Origin of the sequence: Pseudomonas sp. MM211 (assembly GCF_020386635.1) — a bacterium.
Classification (GTDB): Bacteria; Pseudomonadota; Gammaproteobacteria; order Pseudomonadales; family Pseudomonadaceae; genus Aquipseudomonas.
In genome coordinates this window covers 276,763-293,099 of record NZ_CP081942.1, presented here as the reverse complement: position 1 = coordinate 293,099, position 16,337 = coordinate 276,763, and the positions used below count along the sequence as shown (strand labels likewise).

The window sequence follows — 16,337 nt, the reverse complement described above, 5'->3', positions numbered from 1 at the left end:
CTCCGGGTGGCGGTGCGAGCCGGGTGTGGAGGATTCGAGGCGCTAGCGCGCCGGGGTGTTCAAGCAGGCGGGTAACCGGAAGTTGCAGACCTACTTCGGTCGCCAGGCGCAGTAGCCCGGGCGTGGGCCAATTTTAGGGTGATTGCGGCAGGTATCCGGGCGGCGTTCGTAGATGGTGCACAGCCGGCTCTTGCGATCCAGGTAGTAGCAGTCGTTGTTGCTCATGCGCGTCAGGGTGAAGATCCCGGTCTTCTGGCTGAAGCGCTCGACCAGGCCGTCTTTCTGCAGGCGCTTGGCGATGTTCTTCGGCGGATCGCCGCGCTCGAATTCGTCGACCACGCCAATGCGGATCAGGTCTGCGATGCGTACCTCGACCGGCAGCTGACAGCAGCTGGAAATGCAGCTGTGGCACATGTCGGCGTTATAGCGCGCCCAGGTATCGAGGCGGTCTATTTCCGCAGCGGCGATCAGATTGCTTTTCATCTCGGGAGGTTTCGCGTGGTTGGCGGCGCGCGATAATAACGATGTTGGCGAATTTGTGAACAGGCTTCCGCCGGTTGGTTCGTGCGCGCACGCATTTTCAGCCCGGTTAGCCGATAAAAACCTGCTGGAAATCAGGTGAATTGCAGTATCTTAGCGCCCACATTCCGTCATGCCGATCTGCCACCTCAACGGTTTGCGGCTGGTGTGGACTGTACGACGCCAGGCAGCGTGCCCTGGCCTCTACCCCGAGTCGTGTTGCAATGGATATTTCTTCCATGTTTGCCCCCGTTTCGCGTTGCCCAGGCGCAAGCCGCCCACGTCGACTCGTCGCAGGCTGTCGCGTGGCGGTCGGAGTCTGGTGATGAACGCCTGCATCAAGTCCGCCTGGCAATTCGATACCGCTGTCCTGTTGACCGCTGTGGTATGCATCGGCGCTTTGCTGTTGGCGCGCTGGGTCATCCATCAGCGTGATTTTCCAGGCCGCGATACGTTCATCCTGATGCACCTGGCGAGCATGTGGTGGATGGCCATGGCTGGCCTCGAGGTTGCGGCGGTGGCGCCCGACTGCAAACTGTTCTGGGGCACCATGTCCTGGCCAGGGATCGTCTCCGTACCGACATTCTGGTCGGTGTTTCTCTGGCAGTACGTCAGCAGCGTGCGCAAACCTCTGCCCAGGCGTTCGGTACTTGGGCTGATCGTCGTGCCGGTGCTGATCTGGTTGGTGGTGCTGAGCAACCCGTGGCATGGCCTGTTCTATGGCGCTGAAACCGGGCCGATATCTGCCGAGCCGGGGGCGCCGATTCGTTATCAGCATGGTCCGCTGTTCTACGCCACGGCGGTGTACGTCTACCTGTTCATGAGCTTCAGCCTTGGCGTGGTGCTGCGCGCGGCCCTTACCAGTCACGGTGTGCACCGGCGCCACTACCTGGCGTTCGTGCTGGTTACTGCGTTGCCCTGGTCGGCCAATATCGCCTACGTAGGCTTCGGCGTGGTGGTGTTCGGCGTCGACCCAACGCCATTCAGTTTCGTCTTCACCCTGGTCGCGTTCTCCTGGCTGATTCTTGGTGTGCGCCTGTTCGACCTGCTTCCCGTTGCTCGGCACCTGCTGCTCGACGCGCTGATTGACCCGGTGCTGGTCATCGATACGCAGGGGCGGGTGATCGAGGCCAATCAGGCAGCACTCAAGTTCGGCGGGCTCGATCCTGACTGGCAAGGCCGCAAGCTGGAGGCGTGGCCGGTGTTTGGCCGGGAGCTGCAGGCGCTGTTGCTGGAAACCAGTACGCAGCAGGAGCAATTGCTGGTATTGCCTGAAGCGCAGCTCTACTTCGAGGTGCGTGTACGCGCCATCGAGCGCCTGACTCGCCAGGGCACCTTGATATTGGGGCAGATGCTCTACCTGCGTGACGTTACCCAGCGTCAACTCAGCAAATTGAAGCTGGCCGAGGCGCTGGCGCTTAGCGAGGAGCGCCTGCGCACCATCACCAGCCTGCACGAGCAGTTGCGTGAACAGGCGCTCTGCGACCCGTTGACCGGTCTCTACAACCGGCGCTACCTGGACGAGCTGTTCGGCCGTGAACTGGCCCGAGTCAGGCGTGAAAATGCACCGTTGTCGCTGGCGCTGATCGATCTGGATCACTTCAAGCAGCTCAACGACGAGCACGGTCATCTCGACGGCGACGATGTGCTCAAAAGCGTGGCTCAGCATCTGCTGGTGAACTTGCGCAGTTCCGATACGGTCTTTCGTATCGGCGGCGAAGAGTTCCTGTTGATTCTCCCCGGTGCCGATGCCATCGAAGCGAGTAAGCGGCTCGAGGACATCTGCCAGGGGCTGGCACAAAAACAGATCGAGACCCGCAGTGGTGTGCGTCATATAACCCTCTCGGCCGGCCTTGCGCTGTGGCCCGATCAGGGGTTGGTGCTTGATGAATTGCTACGGGCGGCTGATGCCGCCCTGTACGAAGCCAAACGTGGCGGGCGTAACCGAGTCAGCAGCCTGTTGCCACGCGCTACGGCGCTGGTCGCTGAAGCGCCTGTTTCTGGAAAGGGTTAAACTCCTTCCGATTACCTTCCTTCCCGGAGTCCTTCATGTCCCGCGTTACCCTGAGTCGTTACCTCATCGAGCAGACCCGTAGTCAAAATACCCCGGCCGATCTGCGCTTCCTGATCGAAGTAGTGGCGCGTGCATGCAAGGAAATCAGCCATTCGGTATCCAAGGGTGCCCTTGGCGGCGTACTGGGCAGCATGGGCACCGAGAACGTACAGGGCGAAGTGCAGAAGAAGCTCGACGTGATTTCCAACGACATTCTGCTCGAAGCCAACGAGTGGGGCGGTCACTTGGCCGGCATGGCCTCCGAGGAAATGGACAACGCCTACCAGATCCCCGGCAAATACCCGAAAGGTGCCTACCTGCTGGTATTCGACCCACTGGATGGCTCGTCGAACATCGACGTCAACGTGTCGGTCGGTACCATTTTCTCGGTGCTGCGTTGCCCGAATGAATACCTGAGCCAGAACGAAAGCCTAGACGAGAAGGCCTTCCACCAGCCAGGTACCCAGCAGGTCGCCGCCGGCTACGCGATCTATGGCCCGCAGACCATGTTGATCCTGACCCTGGGCGACGGCGTCAAGGGCTTCACCCTGGATCGCGAGCTGGGCAGTTTCGTGCTGACCCACGACAACATTCGCGTTCCGGAAACCACTGCCGAGTTCGCCATCAACATGTCCAACCAGCGCCACTGGGAAGCCCCGGTGCAGCGTTACGTGGACGAGCTGCTGGCCGGCAAGGAAGGCCCGCTGAACAAGAACTACAACATGCGCTGGATCGCCTCGATGGTTGCCGACGTTCACCGCATCCTGACCCGTGGCGGCCTGTTCATGTATCCGCGTGATGCCCGTGAGCCGGAAAAGCCCGGCAAGCTGCGCCTGATGTACGAAGCCAACCCGATGTCCTTCATCATCGAACAGGCCGGCGGCGCCTCAACCGACGGCGTGCAACGCATCCTCGATATCCAGCCGACCTCCCTGCACCAGCGTGTGCCGGTCTTCCTGGGTTCCAAGGAAGAAGTCGAGCGCGTGACCGGCTACCACAAGGGCTGATCGATGCAGATGCAGCCCTGGCAGCCGTTGCTGGACTGGTGGTTCGGTTCCTCCAGTTCAGCGGTGGAAAGCGCCGCAACGCGAAATGCGCTGTGGTTCGGCAAGCGCGACGAGCAGGATGCCGAGGCGCGTGAGCGCTTTGGTGTACTGGTCGAACAGGCGCTCGCTGGCGGGTTGCAGGAGTGGTCGGCCGACCCTCGCGGTTGGCTGGCCAAGGTGCTGCTGCTCGACCAACTGCCACGCATGATCTATCGCGACACGCCCCTGGCTTTTGCTGGTGACGCGCTGGCGCAGCCGCTGGTCGAGGAAGGCGTCACTCTGGGCTGGGATCGTCAGTTACCGGCGATCCAGCGGGTATTCATCTACCTGGTTTTCGAACACGCCGAGAGCGTCCCTCAGCAACTGCGTGCCATGCAGTTGTTCGGCGAGCTGAGCGAGTCTGCAGCAGACGCCGAGCGCGAGCTGTTCGCCGGCTTTCTCGACTACGCTGAACGGCATCTGCGCATCATCGAGCGCTTCGGGCGCTTCCCCCATCGCAACGAAACCCTCGGGCGCAGCAGTACCGACGTGGAGTTGCGCTTTCTGCTGGAACCGGGCTCGAGCTTCTGACGTCGAACCGGCATGTGACAACTGGACTACTGGAGTTACCCCTCATGCGCTTGCGTTCTCTCGTGCTGCTGGCGACCTGTGTCGTTCTGGCGGCCTGCGGCAAGGTCAATCAGGACAATTACGCCAAACTCTACTCGGGCATGACCAAGGCTGAGGTCGAAGACTTGCTCGGTACCGCCACGGAATGTTCCGGCGCGCTGGGCATGTCCAGCTGTACCTGGGGCGATCAGGTGAGCTTCATCAGCGTTCAGTACGCCGGTGACAAGGTAATGATGTTCTCTGCCAAAGGGTTGAAGTGATGAACAAACTTGCGATGGGCTGCCTGGCGCTGGGCGCCATATTGTTGGTCGGCTGTGCCAATTCGGGCACTGGCGTGGCGCCACCGAAGACCGTCGAGTCGGTCGACCTCGAGCGCTATCAGGGTACCTGGTACGAGGTGGCGCGCCTGCCGATGTTCTTCCAGCGCAATTGCGTGGAGTCCGAAGCGCGTTACGGTCTGCAGGACGATGGCAGTGTCTCGGTGACCAACCGTTGCCGCAATGCCGATGGCGAGTGGCAGCAGGTCGAAGGTCGCGCCGTACCTCAGGTCGAGGGCAAGACCGACAAGCTCTGGGTCACCTTCGACAACTGGTTCAGCCGCCTGCTGCCGGGCGTGAGCAAGGGCGAGTACTGGGTGCTCGACCTGGATGACGAGTACCAGACCGCGCTGGTCGGCCACCCGAACCGCAAGTACCTGTGGTTGCTCTCGCGCACCCCGAAAATCTCCAATGAAGTTCGCGACGAACTCCTCTCGGTGGCACGCGCCCAGGGGTACGACACCGACGAGCTGATCTGGCGCGAAGGTGCCAAGCCAGCAGAATGATAGTGCTCTCGGGTTCTACTAAACCTCGTAGAACCCTACGGGACGGCTTTCTACCTTACTCCCACTCCAGCCTTGCCAGCTTCCATTCGCCGTCGTCCTGCCACCATTCGAGCTTCACGCTGAAATGCCGTGCGCTGTCGGGGATCAGGCCCTCGGCGCCGGTCAGCGCCACTTGCGCGTCGGTGTAGCCTTTGTCGCGGTAAGTCGTATCAATACGACTGTTCTTGCTCAGCGCGAGTACCTTGACGTTGTTGTGGCGCAGGAACAGCAGGGTCATGGTGCGTTTCGCCCAGTCCCGATCATTGACCTGCTGGGCGAGAAACTCGCCGTGCAGTTGATCGAGCACGGCAGCGGTCTTCTTCGCCTCCAAGTTGTCCTGCAACTGCTGTACGGCTGCTTCGAGCGAAGCCTGTGGGTCATCGTCTGTGCGGCACCCTGCCAGTAGCAGGGCGAACAGCAGGGACAGGGCAAATTTCCGCATCGGCATGCTGAATTCCTTTTTCATGGTTATGATGCCCGGACGAGCGCAACAGCCCGTTCGACGTGCGGGCGGCCCGAGCCTACCTCAAATCTTCCTCAGGAGCGCACCATGCAGACGCTGTACCCGGAGATCAAACCGTACGCCCGTCACGAGTTGGCGGTAGACGCCCCGCACGTTCTCTATGTCGATGAGAGCGGCTCGGCGGATGGTCTGCCGGTGCTGTTCGTGCATGGGGGCCCTGGCGCTGGTTGCGATGCGGCGAGTCGCTGCTACTTCGACCCCAACCTGTATCGCATCGTCACCTTCGATCAACGCGGCTGTGGCCGCTCCACGCCCCACGCCAGCCTGGAGAAGAACACCACCTGGGATCTGGTGGCCGACATGGAGCGTATCCGTGAGCACCTGGGCATCGACAAGTGGGTGCTGTTCGGTGGTTCCTGGGGCTCGACCCTGTCGCTGGCGTATGCCCAGACCCATCCGGATCGCGTGCATGCGTTGATTCTGCGCGGCATCTTCCTGTGCCGTCCGCAAGAATTCAAATGGTTCTACCAGGAGGGCGCCAGCCGGCTGTTCCCCGATTACTGGCAGGATTATCTGGCGCCGATTCCCGCCGAAGAGCAGGGCGACCTTATGCAGGCGTTCTACAAACGCCTGACCGGCGCCGACCAGATCGCGCAGATGCATGCGGCCAAGGCTTGGTCGTGCTGGGAAGGGCGCACCGCCACGCTGCGGCCCAACCCTCAGGTGGTCGACCGTTTCGCCGAAAGCCTGCGCGCGCTGTCGATTGCCCGTATCGAGTGCCACTACTTCGTCAACGATGCCTTCCTCGAGCCTGATCAGCTGCTACGTGACATGCCGAAGATCGCCCACCTGCCGGGCATCATCGTGCATGGCCGCTATGACGTGATCTGCCCGCTGGACAACGCCTGGGCGCTGCATCAGGCGTGGCCCAACAGCGAGCTGCAGATCATCCGCGAGGCGGGCCACGCGGCTGCCGAGCCGGGCATCGCCGATGCGCTGGTGCGCGCCGCCGACGAGATCGCTCATCGCCTGCTCGACCTAGCACCGGACGAAGCATGAAGGCACTGCTGCAGCGAGTCGCCAGCGCTCGTGTCGAGGTCGCCGGAGAAACCGTCGGCGCCATTGACCAAGGCCTGTTGGTGCTGGTCGGTGTCGAGCCGCAGGACATCGAGGCCAGCTGCGCCAAGCTGCTGCACAAGCTGCTCAATTACCGGGTGTTCAGTGACGAGGCGGGCAAGATGAACCTGTCGCTCAAGGATGTCGGTGGTGGTCTGTTGTTGGTTTCCCAGTTCACCCTGGCTGCTGACACCCGCAGCGGCCTGCGCCCCGGCTTCTCCACCGCCGCACCGCCCGCCCAGGGTGAGGCGCTGTTCGATCATCTGCTCGAACAGGCCCGCGCGCAGCATCCACAGGTTGCCAGCGGGCGTTTCGGCGCAGACATGCAGGTGCACCTGATCAACGACGGCCCGGTAACCTTCCTGCTGGAAACCTGAAGTCTCTGCTACTGCCTGGCCTGCTTCTTGCCTTCTCGTTCGCCGCTGGCTGGCACAGTTTGTCGCTGATCAGGCGTTGATATCTCGCTATCGGCGTCGATCACGGTTAGCATGCCGCGCCGCCTTTCCGCCCATGGCTTGTCGCCTGCACCAGTACGGTGCGTGACGCTATTCGGGCGCTCATGACTGTCTGCCCCTCAGGAGCAAGAATGAAAAAGCTTGTCGCCTCACTGTTGTTATCCATCTGCGCCTTCACCGGCCTCGCTCAGGCTGGTGTCATCGACGACGCGGTCAAGCGCGGTACCCTGCGCGTGGGCATGGATCCGACTTACATGCCCTTCGAAATGACCAACAAGCGTGGCGAGATCATCGGCTTTGAAGTCGACCTGCTCAAAGCCATGACCAAGGCCATGGGCGTCAAGCTGGAGCTGGTGTCCACCTCCTATGACGGCATCATCCCGGCACTGCTGACCGACAAGTTCGACATGATCGGTTCGGGCATGACCCTGACCCAGGAGCGCAACCTGCGCATCAACTTCTCCGAGCCCTTCATCGTGGTCGGCCAGACCCTGCTGATCCGCAAGGAGCTGGCAGACAAGGTCAAGAGCTACAAAGACCTGAATAGCGCCGATTACCGCATCACCTCGAAGATCGGTACCACCGGTGAGATGGTCGCCAAGAAGCTGATCGCCCAAGCCAAGTACAGCGGCTTCGACAACGAGCAGGAAGCGGTGATGGACGTGGTCAACGGCAAGGCCGATGCCTTCATCTACGACGCGCCGTACAACGTGGTGGCGGTGAACAAGGCCGGCGCCGGCAAGCTGGTGTTTCTCGACGAGCCCTTCACCTTCGAGCCGCTGGCTTTTGGTCTGAAGAAGGGTGACTACGACAGCATCAACTGGATCAACAATTGGCTGCACCAGATCCGCGAAGACGGCACCTACGATCGCATTCATGCCAAGTGGTTCAAGAGCACCAACTGGCTCAAAGACATGGAGTAAAGCCTCCGGCTTTACTTCGCTACACCCGGCGCGCGGCTAGTCCGCGCGCTGTCATGTTTGCAACTCAATGGGTAGACACTCACCGTGGCTAAACAGAAGAAAGCCCAGTGGCCCTGGCACCTACTGACCGGTCTGATCCTGGTCGTGGGCGCCTTGCTGATCTGGTATTCCACCTCGCTGATTTCCTATGAGTGGCGCTGGAATCGCGTTCCCCAGTACTTCGCCTATCACGCTGAAGAGGCGCAGCGGGCGGCTGACTACAGCCGTGTCGAGAGCGTCAGCCGGCAGGGTGACGATGCATTGGTCACGCTGCTTGGCGAAAGCGGTGAGCAGCAGCAACTGAGCGTGGCAAGCGACAGCCTGCAGTTCAGTGAAGGTGACGATGTCGCCGAGGGCGATGTTATCGGCGTCAATCGTCACTGGGCCGCCGGGCCGCTGCTCTGGGGTCTCTGGACGACCCTGTGGATATCCGTGGCGGCGGGTGTATTCGGCCTGTTGATCGGGATGATCACCGGCCTGTGCCGGCTTTCGGCCAATCCGACGCTGCGTCATCTATCGACGGTCTACGTCGAGCTGGTACGCGGCACGCCGCTGCTGGTGCAGATTTTCATCTTCTATTTCTTCATCGGCACGGTGCTCGATCTGTCCCGCGAGTTCGCCGGGGTAGCGGCGCTGGCGCTGTTCACCGGCGCCTACGTGGGCGAGATCGTTCGCGCTGGCGTGCAGTCCATCGTCCGTGGTCAGGACGAGGCAGCCCGCTCGCTCGGGCTAAGTGCGGCGCAGTCGATGCGCCACGTGATTTTGCCGCAAGCCTTCAAGCGTGTACTGCCACCACTGGCCGGGCAGTTCATCAGCCTGGTCAAGGACACCTCGCTGGTCTCGGTGATCGCCATCACCGAATTGACCAAGAGCGGCCGCGAAGCCATTACCACCTCGTTCTCCACGTTCGAGATCTGGTTCTGTGTGGCCGCACTCTATCTGGTGATCAACCTGCCGTTGTCGCAGATCGCCAACCGCCTGGAACGGAGGCTCGCGCAAAGTGATTGAAGTTCGTGATCTGATCAAGGTATTCGACGCCCGAGGCCAGCAGGTTCGCGCCGTCGACGGTGTGACCACCCAGGTGGCGCGTGGTGAAGTGCTGGTGGTGATCGGCCCGTCTGGTTCCGGCAAGTCGACCTTCCTGCGCTGCCTCAACGGTCTGGAAGAGCTGGATGACGGTTCGGTGAGCATCGACGGCCTCGACCTGGCCAACCCGAAAACCGACATCAACGCCTACCGCCGCGAAGTCGGCATGGTGTTCCAGCACTTCAACCTGTTCCCGCACATGACTGTGCTGGAAAACCTCTGCCTGGCGCAGAAAGTGGTACGCAAGCGCGGCAAGGCCGAGCGCGAAGCCAAGGCCCGTGCGCTGCTGGACAAGGTCGGCATCGGTCAGAAAGCTGGCGAATTTCCGTCGCGGCTGTCCGGCGGCCAGCAGCAACGTGTGGCCATCGCCCGGGCCCTGTGCATGGACCCCAAGGTGATGCTGTTCGACGAGCCGACCTCGGCCCTCGACCCGGAAATGGTCGGTGAGGTGCTCGATGTGATGAGGCAGCTGGCCGTCGAAGGCATGACCATGGTCTGCGTTACCCACGAAATGGGCTTCGCCCGTGAAGTGGCAGATCGCGTGTTGTTCTTCGACCACGGCAAATTGCTGGAAGACGCACCGCCTGCAGAGTTCTTCGCGCAACCGAAGGATCCACGTGCACAGGCGTTTCTGCGTCAGGTGCTGTAGCGCGACGGCCAGGGTCGCTTTAAGGCAGAAGCGGTCACCTGCTGCGGGGTTCGATCTGATCGTTCCTCACGCTCCGCGTGGGAATGCCTGCAGGGACACTCTGCGTCCGATGTCGAGGCCTGGCGGGCGCAGAGCGCCCTGGATTGGGCTCCCACGCTGGAGCGTGGGAGCCATCATCAATCTCGTGGGAGGGGCCGGGCGGCGATCCGCTTTAGCCGCGAGCTCTTCATGCCTAGACAGGCACAATCGCGGCTAAAGCCCCTCCCACAAAAGCAGCAGCGCCTGATGGCCGCTTCCGCCTTGTTGCGGCCCCTCAGGCGCCGCTTCGAATAAATATTGCCAGGGTAGGTTTTTAGAACCATCCGCTCCTGCCTCAGTCCCAATGCTCTCTATTCAGCATAAGGACTTTCAGGCGTGAAAACCGTTCTAGCCCTGCTGGCAGCTGTCGTTACTCTGCCGGCAATGGCCAATCAACCGACCCTGTACGGGCGCTACGAATACATCCAGCTGCCGCAGATCGGCCAGACCCTCAAGGCCAAGATGGACACGGGGGCGATGACCGCCTCGCTGTCGGCCCGCGATATTGAACAATTCCAGCGTGACGGTGAGGACTGGGTGCGCTTTCGCCTGGCCATCGACGACGCTGACGACCAGTTCTACGAGAAGCCCCTAGCCCGCGTGACCGAAATCAAGAACCGTACGGAGGAGGGCAGTTCCGATGCGCCTTCCTACTCCGCGCGGCCGGTCGTCGATATGGATATCTGCCTGGGTGAGGAGAAGCGCACCATCGAGGTCAACCTCACGGATCGCAGCCACTTCGACTATCCGTTGCTGATCGGCGCGAGTGCCATTCGCACGCTGGATGCCGCCATTGATCCGGCCAATCGCTATACCGCCGAGCGGCCCAAGTGTTGAATCACTAGTCCGCACTTCCATTATTGGTTATCCGGTGTGATTCTTGCCTCGAAATGGCACATTGCCACAGCGTTGTGTGTCTGTGGCACCTGTTTCGAGGTGGGTTATGTGGGGATTGCTCAAACCGGGTGTACGCGTGCTGGAACGCGTCAGTTTTGCCCGCAAGTTCCAGTTGCTGTTCGTGCTGTTCGTGATTCCCCTGGGCTATGCCCTGTGGGTGATACTGAGCAGCAACCTGGAGCGTATCGACGTCCTGAATCGCGAGTTTGACGGCATGCAGGGTGTTCAAGCCCTTGGTGTGGTTGAGCAAGAACTACTCGAACAGCGCTTCTTGTTGGCCCGTTGGAAGGGTAACGACAAGGCTGCCGAAGGCCTGCTGCGTGAACGCAGCAGCAAGCTCGGCGAGGCTCTGGCTGCGGCTTCCGAGCAACTGAAGCTGACTCCTCTGGGTGACGAAACCGAGCGCCAACTGGACGCCTTGCAGGCGTCGCTGGCTGAGCTGGATCTGGCCGTGCTGGGTAAAATGGCACTGCTCGATGCGCTGGAGCGTTACCAGAACACGCTCTCGCGGCTGGTGGTGCTACGTGAGCTGGTCGCCACCGACAGCGGCCTGATACTCGATCCCTATCTTGATACCTACCTGATGATGGAGCAGTTGACGCTGACGTTGCCGCGTCTGGCCGAAAACCTTGGCAGTTTCGCCAGCCAGGGGTATGGCTCGCTGGTTGCCCAGCATTTCACCCTGCAAAACCGTGTGGTCGTACGTGACCTGCGCCGCTCGTTGGAGCAATCAGGCGCACAGATGGCCAAGGCGCGCACCGCTTTGGAGCGTACCTCCGCAAAAGCGATGGTTCGTTTGCAACAGCCCTTCGCGCAAGCCGAACAGGGCCTGCAGAGTTTCCTCGGCGAGATCGACCGTGACATGTTCGAAGCCAGCCCCATGGTGCTGCAGCCTGCACAGTTCGTGCAGCAGGTGCAGACCCTGCAGGAGCAGTTGCTGGCGCTGCGGCAGGCGGTGTTCGAGCAGTTCAACGCCAGCCTTGGCGATTACCAGGATCAGGCTCGGCAGGACATGCTGCAAACCGTGCTGATCTTCGCAGCGCTGACCATCCTGGCGCTGTATCTGCTGCTGTGCCTCAACGCCTCCATCCGCCGTAGCACCACCGGCATCATCCAGGCCACTGAAGGCTTGCGCGACGGTGATCTGCGGGTGCGCATGCAAGTGCATGGCGCCGACGACCTGGCGGCGATCTCGACGGCGCTGAACAGTGCGGTCGCCCAGTTGCGCGATTCGATGCAGGGCGTCGGCCGCGAAGGTCAGCAGCTCGATCAGACGGTTCAGGGCCTCGGCAACCAGGCCAGTAGCTCCTTGGCCGCGGTCGAGCAGCAGCAGGCGCAGATGAGCCAGATCGCCACGGCGGCTACGCAAATGGCGGCTACCGCCCAGAGTGTCGCGCAGAGCTGCGAGCAGGCCGCCCAGGAAGCCGGTCAGACTCGTGAAATCGCCAACCAGAGCAACCAGCGCAGTGCCCGGACCAGCGCCAGCATGCGTGAACTCAGCAGTCGCTTGGCCGGCAGCGCGACAACCCTGCAGCAACTGCGCAAGCAGACCGAGCAGATCACCCGAGTGGTCGACGTGATCAAGGGCATCGCCGAACAGACCAACCTGCTGGCGCTCAACGCGGCCATCGAGGCCGCGCGCGCGGGTGAGCAGGGGCGTGGCTTTGCCGTGGTCGCCGATGAAGTGCGCTCACTGTCGCAACGTACCCAGAACTCCACTGCGGAAATCGCCAAGACGGTGGGCGATCTGCACAAGGTGGTCGGCCAGTCGGTCACCGAAATAGAGCAAGCCATGCACCAGGCCGAGGGGGATGTGGGCAACGTACTGGCGATGAGCGCGGATCTCGATGGCATCGTCGAATCTGTGCAACGAGTCAGTGATCGCCTGGCGCAGATCGCCACCGCTGCCGAGCAGCAGGCCGCTACTGCGGATGAGGTCAGCCACAATATCCAGCAGGTCGACCACGCAGCCACTTCGCTGCTCGACGGCGCACGCATGGTCAGTAACGCCAGCGAGCAACTGCGCCGTGGCAGCGAAAGCCTGGCGCAGAACACCGGGCGTTTCCGGGTGGACTGATCGCGCCACGGCTGCACTGCTCAGAAAGTGAGCGCTTCTCTGCAGGCCATGGGCGACATGGCCTGCAGCGACTATTCCCATGGTTGTCCACAGGTTCGTCCACGATAACTGTGTATAGCGAATAACCCTGTGATACTGCGTTTAGGCACCTACCTGATCAGGTAAAGTCAAGCAAATACAGCGGCTTGTAAGGCTTCATGCATATCTGTTCGAAAATTGAACAGCGCGCTGGAGGCCGCGCCCGACATGCCTCGCCGCTGCTCATCCCAAGGTTATCAACAGATTACTCCACTACAACTGTGCATAGCTGTGTGCGTGGTTTGATGTCCGTTGCTTGGGTTAACTGCTAAATTCCAGATTTCCAACTATTTTCATGGGCTTAGTTGTTCTGTTCATAAAATGTACGACGCCTTGCAGGCCACGTATCACGTGGTGCGGCGCTGTTCATACAAGGATTATCCACAGCTTCGTCCACGTAAATTGTGCACTGATAGATGATGCCGAAAATGCATTTGTCTGTTGACTAAAATTCTTTGTTTACAATGGTTTGGCAGAAGCCTGTTTGTGGGTAAGTATTTGGTCAAATAATGATCGCTTGGCCGTGGCGCCCAGTATCCGAGGGCTGTAGCGCTTCATGCCAAGCTTATCCACAGATTGATCCACGTCTTTTGTGCATAGCCGTTGGAGGTGCTGACTATTGACGAGGACGGTGGGCTCACGCAGGCTCCGCAACCCAAGTGCTGCAAGGATGCCATCATGGCGACCATCCTGATCGTCGAAGATGAAGCCGCGATTGCCGATACGCTGGTGTATGCCCTGCAAGCCGAGGGTTTCGCTACCCGTTGGTCGACCCTGGCCGGTGAAGCGTTGACGCTGTTGGAACGTGAAGCCTTCGATCTGGTGATTCTCGATGTCGGGCTACCGGATATCAGCGGTTTCGAAGCCTGCAAACGTCTACGGCGCTTTTCCGAGGTGCCGGTGATGTTTCTCACTGCGCGCAACGATGAGATCGACCGCGTGGTGGGCCTGGAAATCGGCGCCGACGATTACGTGGTAAAACCCTTCAGCCCCCGCGAAGTGGCTGCTCGGGTCAAAGCTATTCTCAAGCGCGTCAGCCCTCGCGAGGTTGCCAGCAGAGCCGTCGATGGGCCGTTCCGACTCGACAGCGAGCGGGTGCGCATCGACTATCACGGTCATACCCTGAGTCTGACCCGTTTGGAGTTCCAGCTGCTGCAATGCCTGCTGGGGCAACCGGAGCGCGTGTTCAGCCGCGAGCAGCTCCTCGATGCCCTGGGCGTCGCGGCGGATGCCGGTTACGAACGCAATATCGACAGCCACATCAAGAGTCTGCGTGCCAAGCTGCGGCAGATCGCGCCCCAGGCCGAGCCGATCCAGACGCACCGTGGCCTGGGCTACAGCCTGAAGCTGGAGTAGGCCTGATGCTCACCTCTCAGGAGTTTCGCTGATGCCGCTCGGGGTCCGTATCTTCCTGGTGTATTTCCTGTTCGTCGGTTTGTCCGGCTGGTTCGTGCTGAGCACGGTGATGGACGAAATCCGCCCTGGCGTGCGCCAGTCCACCGAGGAAACCCTGGTCGATACCGCGCACCTGCTGGCGGAGATCCTTCGCGAGGACGTCAAGTCAGGTCACCTGACCCAGGGGCGACTGCCCGGGCTGCTCAAGGCCTACGGGCTGCGTCAGCCCCAGGCGCAGATCTGGGGCGTGCCGAAGAATCAGGTCAACCATCGTATCTATGTCACCGACGATCAGGGCGTCGTGCTGCTTGACTCCAGCGGCCTGGCGGTGGGCCAGGACTACTCGCGCTGGAACGACGTCTATCTGACGTTGCAGGGGCGCTACGGTGTGCGCTCGACCCGTGAAGATCCCAGCGACCCGGACTCTTCGGTGATGTATGTGGCGGCGCCGATCATTGACGACGGGCGCATTCTCGGCGTGGTGTCGGTGGCCAAGCCGAATCGTACGCTGCAGCCTTACATCGAGCGGTCGCAACGGCGGCTTGGCTGGCTGGGAGCGGGGCTGATCGGTCTGGGCTTGCTGATCGGCGGGCTGCTCAGTTGGTGGCTCAGCGGCTCGCTGCGTCGCCTGACCCGTTATGCCCAGGCGGTCAGCGAGGGGCAGAGAGCAGAGTTGCCCTCGGTGCGCGGCGGTGAGCTCGGACAGTTGGCCCAGGCGGTGGAGCGCATGCGCACCGAGCTGGAGGGCAAGGCCTATGTCGAGCGCTACGTGCACACCCTGACCCATGAATTGAAAAGCCCTCTGGCAGCGATCCGTGGCGCAGCCGAGCTGCTGGAAACCGATATGCCCGAAGCCCAGCGCCAGCGTTTCGTGGCCAATATCGCGGAGGAGGGCGAGCGTTTGCAGAACCTCGTCGAGCGCCTGCTGCATCTGGCTCAGGTCGAGCAGCGTCAGGGGCTGGAGGAGCGCGTGGCGGTGCCGCTTCAGCCGCTTATCGACAGTCTCGTGCAGGCGCAGGTGGCGCGAATCGAGCGTAACGCTTTGCATGTGGATAACCTTGTGACGCCCAACCATACGGTGCCGGGCGAGCGGTTTCTGTTGCGTCAGGCGCTGGCCAATCTGCTCGACAATGCCCTGGACTTCACCCCTGCGGGCGGGCTGATCCGCTTCTCGGCCGAAAGCGACGATAACCACCTGCTTGTGCGTCTGTTCAATCAGGGGCCGGCGATACCGGACTACGCACTGCCGCGCCTGACCGAACGCTTTTACTCCCTGGCGCGGCCAGCTACCGGGCGCAAGAGCACCGGTCTGGGGCTCAATTTCGTGCAGGAAGTGGCCGACCTGCACGGCGCGACGCTGAGCATCGCCAATGTCGCCGATGGCGTGGAAGTGAGTCTGCGCTTCGCCTACTGAGCCTGCTGCCACGACGCCGACCATGCAGGCAGCGACGCGCACACGATCCACTTCGCACAGATGCCTGCGCTTTGGCTATTCTGAAGCGGATCGCCAATCGACCGGGACAGGAAGAACGCGCATGAAAAAGACCGTGGCCGAAGTACTGAAGAGCAAGCCGATTTCCAACGTATACAGTGTCGCTCCTGACAGCAGCGTTTTCGCTGCGGTGAAGCTGATGGCCGAAAAGGGTATCGGCGCCCTCGTGGTACTCGAAGGCGAGCGCCTGGCTGGCATCGTCAGCGAGCGCGACTATGTGCGCAAGGTGGCCGTGCAGGAGCGTTCGCCGGCCAACCTCAAGGTCAGTGACATCATGACCAGCAAGGTGATCACCGTGACCAGCGCAGAAGACAGCCGACGCTGCATGGAGCTGATGACCAGCGGCCGCCTGCGTCACCTGCCGGTTGTGGACGACGGCCAACTGATCGGCCTGCTGTCGATTGGTGACCTGGTGAAGGACATCATCAGCGCCCAGGAAGACCTGATTCAGCACCTGGAGCAGTACATCCGCGGTGAGTGAGTCTCGCCATCGCCAGCGG

Annotated in this window: 17 protein-coding genes; 15 read left to right on the top strand and 2 right to left on the bottom strand. The window is 61.4% G+C overall.

Annotated elements, in window-relative coordinates; all coding sequences use genetic code 11:
- Positions 1–90: 90 nt before the first annotated feature.
- Positions 91–483: a YkgJ family cysteine cluster protein gene (locus K5Q02_RS01315; RefSeq protein ID WP_225835631.1), complete on the bottom strand. Its 393-nt coding sequence runs from the start codon at positions 481–483 to the stop codon at positions 91–93.
- Between the two features lie 361 nt (positions 484–844).
- Between K5Q02_RS01315 and K5Q02_RS01310 the strand changes: the two genes are divergently transcribed.
- From K5Q02_RS01310 to K5Q02_RS01290, 5 genes are read left to right on the top strand one after another with little or no spacing between them, the layout of a single operon-like run.
- Complete coding sequence (locus tag K5Q02_RS01310) at positions 845–2,533, top strand: histidine kinase N-terminal 7TM domain-containing diguanylate cyclase (protein ID WP_225835629.1); 1,689 nt, start codon at positions 845–847, stop codon at positions 2,531–2,533.
- A gap of 35 nt (positions 2,534–2,568) precedes the next feature.
- The gene (locus K5Q02_RS01305) at positions 2,569–3,579 is read left to right on the top strand and encodes a class 1 fructose-bisphosphatase (RefSeq protein ID WP_225835627.1); all 1,011 of its coding nucleotides are present in this window, start codon (positions 2,569–2,571) and stop codon (positions 3,577–3,579) included.
- 9 nt (positions 3,580–3,588) lie between these two features.
- Positions 3,589–4,188 carry a DUF924 family protein gene (locus tag K5Q02_RS01300; RefSeq protein ID WP_225839913.1) on the top strand — a complete coding sequence of 200 codons (600 nt, stop codon included), beginning with the start codon at positions 3,589–3,591 and terminating at the stop codon, positions 4,186–4,188.
- Positions 4,189–4,232: 44 nt separating this feature from the next.
- Positions 4,233–4,487, top strand: coding sequence for a lipoprotein (locus K5Q02_RS01295; protein WP_042554284.1), 255 nt, complete (start codon positions 4,233–4,235; stop codon positions 4,485–4,487).
- Positions 4,487–5,050 carry a lipocalin family protein gene (locus K5Q02_RS01290; protein ID WP_225835625.1) on the top strand — a complete coding sequence of 188 codons (564 nt, stop codon included), beginning with the start codon at positions 4,487–4,489 and terminating at the stop codon, positions 5,048–5,050. Before K5Q02_RS01295 ends, K5Q02_RS01290 begins: the two co-directional genes overlap by 1 nt.
- 55 nt (positions 5,051–5,105) lie before the next feature.
- Here the strand turns inward: K5Q02_RS01290 and K5Q02_RS01285 are convergent, their stop codons facing one another.
- The gene (locus K5Q02_RS01285; RefSeq protein WP_225835623.1) at positions 5,106–5,537 is read right to left on the bottom strand and encodes a hypothetical protein; all 432 of its coding nucleotides are present in this window, start codon (positions 5,535–5,537) and stop codon (positions 5,106–5,108) included.
- Positions 5,538–5,639: 102 nt separating this feature from the next.
- Between K5Q02_RS01285 and pip the strand changes: the two genes are divergently transcribed.
- From pip to K5Q02_RS01235, 10 genes are all read left to right on the top strand, one after another.
- The gene (gene pip / locus K5Q02_RS01280; protein WP_225835621.1) at positions 5,640–6,611 is read left to right on the top strand and encodes a prolyl aminopeptidase; all 972 of its coding nucleotides are present in this window, start codon (positions 5,640–5,642) and stop codon (positions 6,609–6,611) included.
- The gene (dtd, locus tag K5Q02_RS01275) at positions 6,608–7,045 is read left to right on the top strand and encodes a D-aminoacyl-tRNA deacylase (protein ID WP_225835619.1); all 438 of its coding nucleotides are present in this window, start codon (positions 6,608–6,610) and stop codon (positions 7,043–7,045) included. Before pip ends, dtd begins: the two co-directional genes overlap by 4 nt.
- Positions 7,046–7,254: 209 nt before the next feature.
- A complete protein-coding gene (locus K5Q02_RS01270; protein WP_225835610.1) occupies positions 7,255–8,046 on the top strand; it encodes a transporter substrate-binding domain-containing protein in 792 nt (263 codons plus the stop codon).
- An 84-nt stretch (positions 8,047–8,130) separates the two neighbouring features.
- Positions 8,131–9,093 carry an amino acid ABC transporter permease gene (locus tag K5Q02_RS01265; RefSeq protein ID WP_225835608.1) on the top strand — a complete coding sequence of 321 codons (963 nt, stop codon included), beginning with the start codon at positions 8,131–8,133 and terminating at the stop codon, positions 9,091–9,093.
- The gene (locus tag K5Q02_RS01260) at positions 9,086–9,820 is read left to right on the top strand and encodes an amino acid ABC transporter ATP-binding protein (RefSeq protein WP_225835607.1); all 735 of its coding nucleotides are present in this window, start codon (positions 9,086–9,088) and stop codon (positions 9,818–9,820) included. The genes K5Q02_RS01265 and K5Q02_RS01260 overlap by 8 nt, the downstream gene beginning before the upstream one ends.
- A gap of 414 nt (positions 9,821–10,234) precedes the next feature.
- Positions 10,235–10,735 (top strand): retropepsin-like aspartic peptidase RloA2, encoded by a 501-nt coding sequence (rloA2, locus tag K5Q02_RS01255; RefSeq protein ID WP_225835605.1) that lies wholly within the window; start codon positions 10,235–10,237, stop codon positions 10,733–10,735.
- Positions 10,736–10,841: 106 nt separating this feature from the next.
- Positions 10,842–12,872 carry a methyl-accepting chemotaxis protein gene (locus tag K5Q02_RS01250; protein WP_225835603.1) on the top strand — a complete coding sequence of 677 codons (2,031 nt, stop codon included), beginning with the start codon at positions 10,842–10,844 and terminating at the stop codon, positions 12,870–12,872.
- A gap of 756 nt (positions 12,873–13,628) precedes the next feature.
- Complete coding sequence (creB, locus tag K5Q02_RS01245) at positions 13,629–14,306, top strand: two-component system response regulator CreB (protein ID WP_225835601.1); 678 nt, start codon at positions 13,629–13,631, stop codon at positions 14,304–14,306.
- A gap of 31 nt (positions 14,307–14,337) precedes the next feature.
- A complete protein-coding gene (gene creC, locus K5Q02_RS01240; protein WP_225835599.1) occupies positions 14,338–15,759 on the top strand; it encodes a two-component system sensor histidine kinase CreC in 1,422 nt (473 codons plus the stop codon).
- Positions 15,760–15,880: 121 nt separating this feature from the next.
- On the top strand, positions 15,881–16,318 hold the full coding sequence (locus K5Q02_RS01235; RefSeq protein ID WP_225835597.1) for a CBS domain-containing protein: 438 nt from the start codon (positions 15,881–15,883) through the stop codon (positions 16,316–16,318).
- Positions 16,319–16,337: the final 19 nt, after the last annotated feature.

What these genes read in the sequence shown, in the direction of transcription:
- K5Q02_RS01315 (WP_225835631.1), bottom strand. Translation starts at nt 483, where the DNA reads ATGAAAAGCAATCTGATCGCCGCTGCGGAAATAGACCGCCTCGATACC.
- K5Q02_RS01310 (WP_225835629.1), top strand. Translation starts at nt 845, where the DNA reads ATGAACGCCTGCATCAAGTCCGCCTGGCAATTCGATACCGCTGTCCTG.
- K5Q02_RS01305 (WP_225835627.1), top strand. Translation starts at nt 2,569, where the DNA reads ATGTCCCGCGTTACCCTGAGTCGTTACCTCATCGAGCAGACCCGTAGT.
- K5Q02_RS01300 (WP_225839913.1), top strand. Translation starts at nt 3,589, where the DNA reads ATGCAGCCCTGGCAGCCGTTGCTGGACTGGTGGTTCGGTTCCTCCAGT.
- K5Q02_RS01295 (WP_042554284.1), top strand. Translation starts at nt 4,233, where the DNA reads ATGCGCTTGCGTTCTCTCGTGCTGCTGGCGACCTGTGTCGTTCTGGCG.
- K5Q02_RS01290 (WP_225835625.1), top strand. Translation starts at nt 4,487, where the DNA reads ATGAACAAACTTGCGATGGGCTGCCTGGCGCTGGGCGCCATATTGTTG.
- K5Q02_RS01285 (WP_225835623.1), bottom strand. Translation starts at nt 5,537, where the DNA reads ATGCCGATGCGGAAATTTGCCCTGTCCCTGCTGTTCGCCCTGCTACTG.
- pip (WP_225835621.1), top strand. Translation starts at nt 5,640, where the DNA reads ATGCAGACGCTGTACCCGGAGATCAAACCGTACGCCCGTCACGAGTTG.
- dtd (WP_225835619.1), top strand. Translation starts at nt 6,608, where the DNA reads ATGAAGGCACTGCTGCAGCGAGTCGCCAGCGCTCGTGTCGAGGTCGCC.
- K5Q02_RS01270 (WP_225835610.1), top strand. Translation starts at nt 7,255, where the DNA reads ATGAAAAAGCTTGTCGCCTCACTGTTGTTATCCATCTGCGCCTTCACC.
- K5Q02_RS01250 (WP_225835603.1), top strand. Translation starts at nt 10,842, where the DNA reads ATGTGGGGATTGCTCAAACCGGGTGTACGCGTGCTGGAACGCGTCAGT.
- creB (WP_225835601.1), top strand. Translation starts at nt 13,629, where the DNA reads ATGGCGACCATCCTGATCGTCGAAGATGAAGCCGCGATTGCCGATACG.
- creC (WP_225835599.1), top strand. Translation starts at nt 14,338, where the DNA reads ATGCCGCTCGGGGTCCGTATCTTCCTGGTGTATTTCCTGTTCGTCGGT.
- K5Q02_RS01235 (WP_225835597.1), top strand. Translation starts at nt 15,881, where the DNA reads ATGAAAAAGACCGTGGCCGAAGTACTGAAGAGCAAGCCGATTTCCAAC.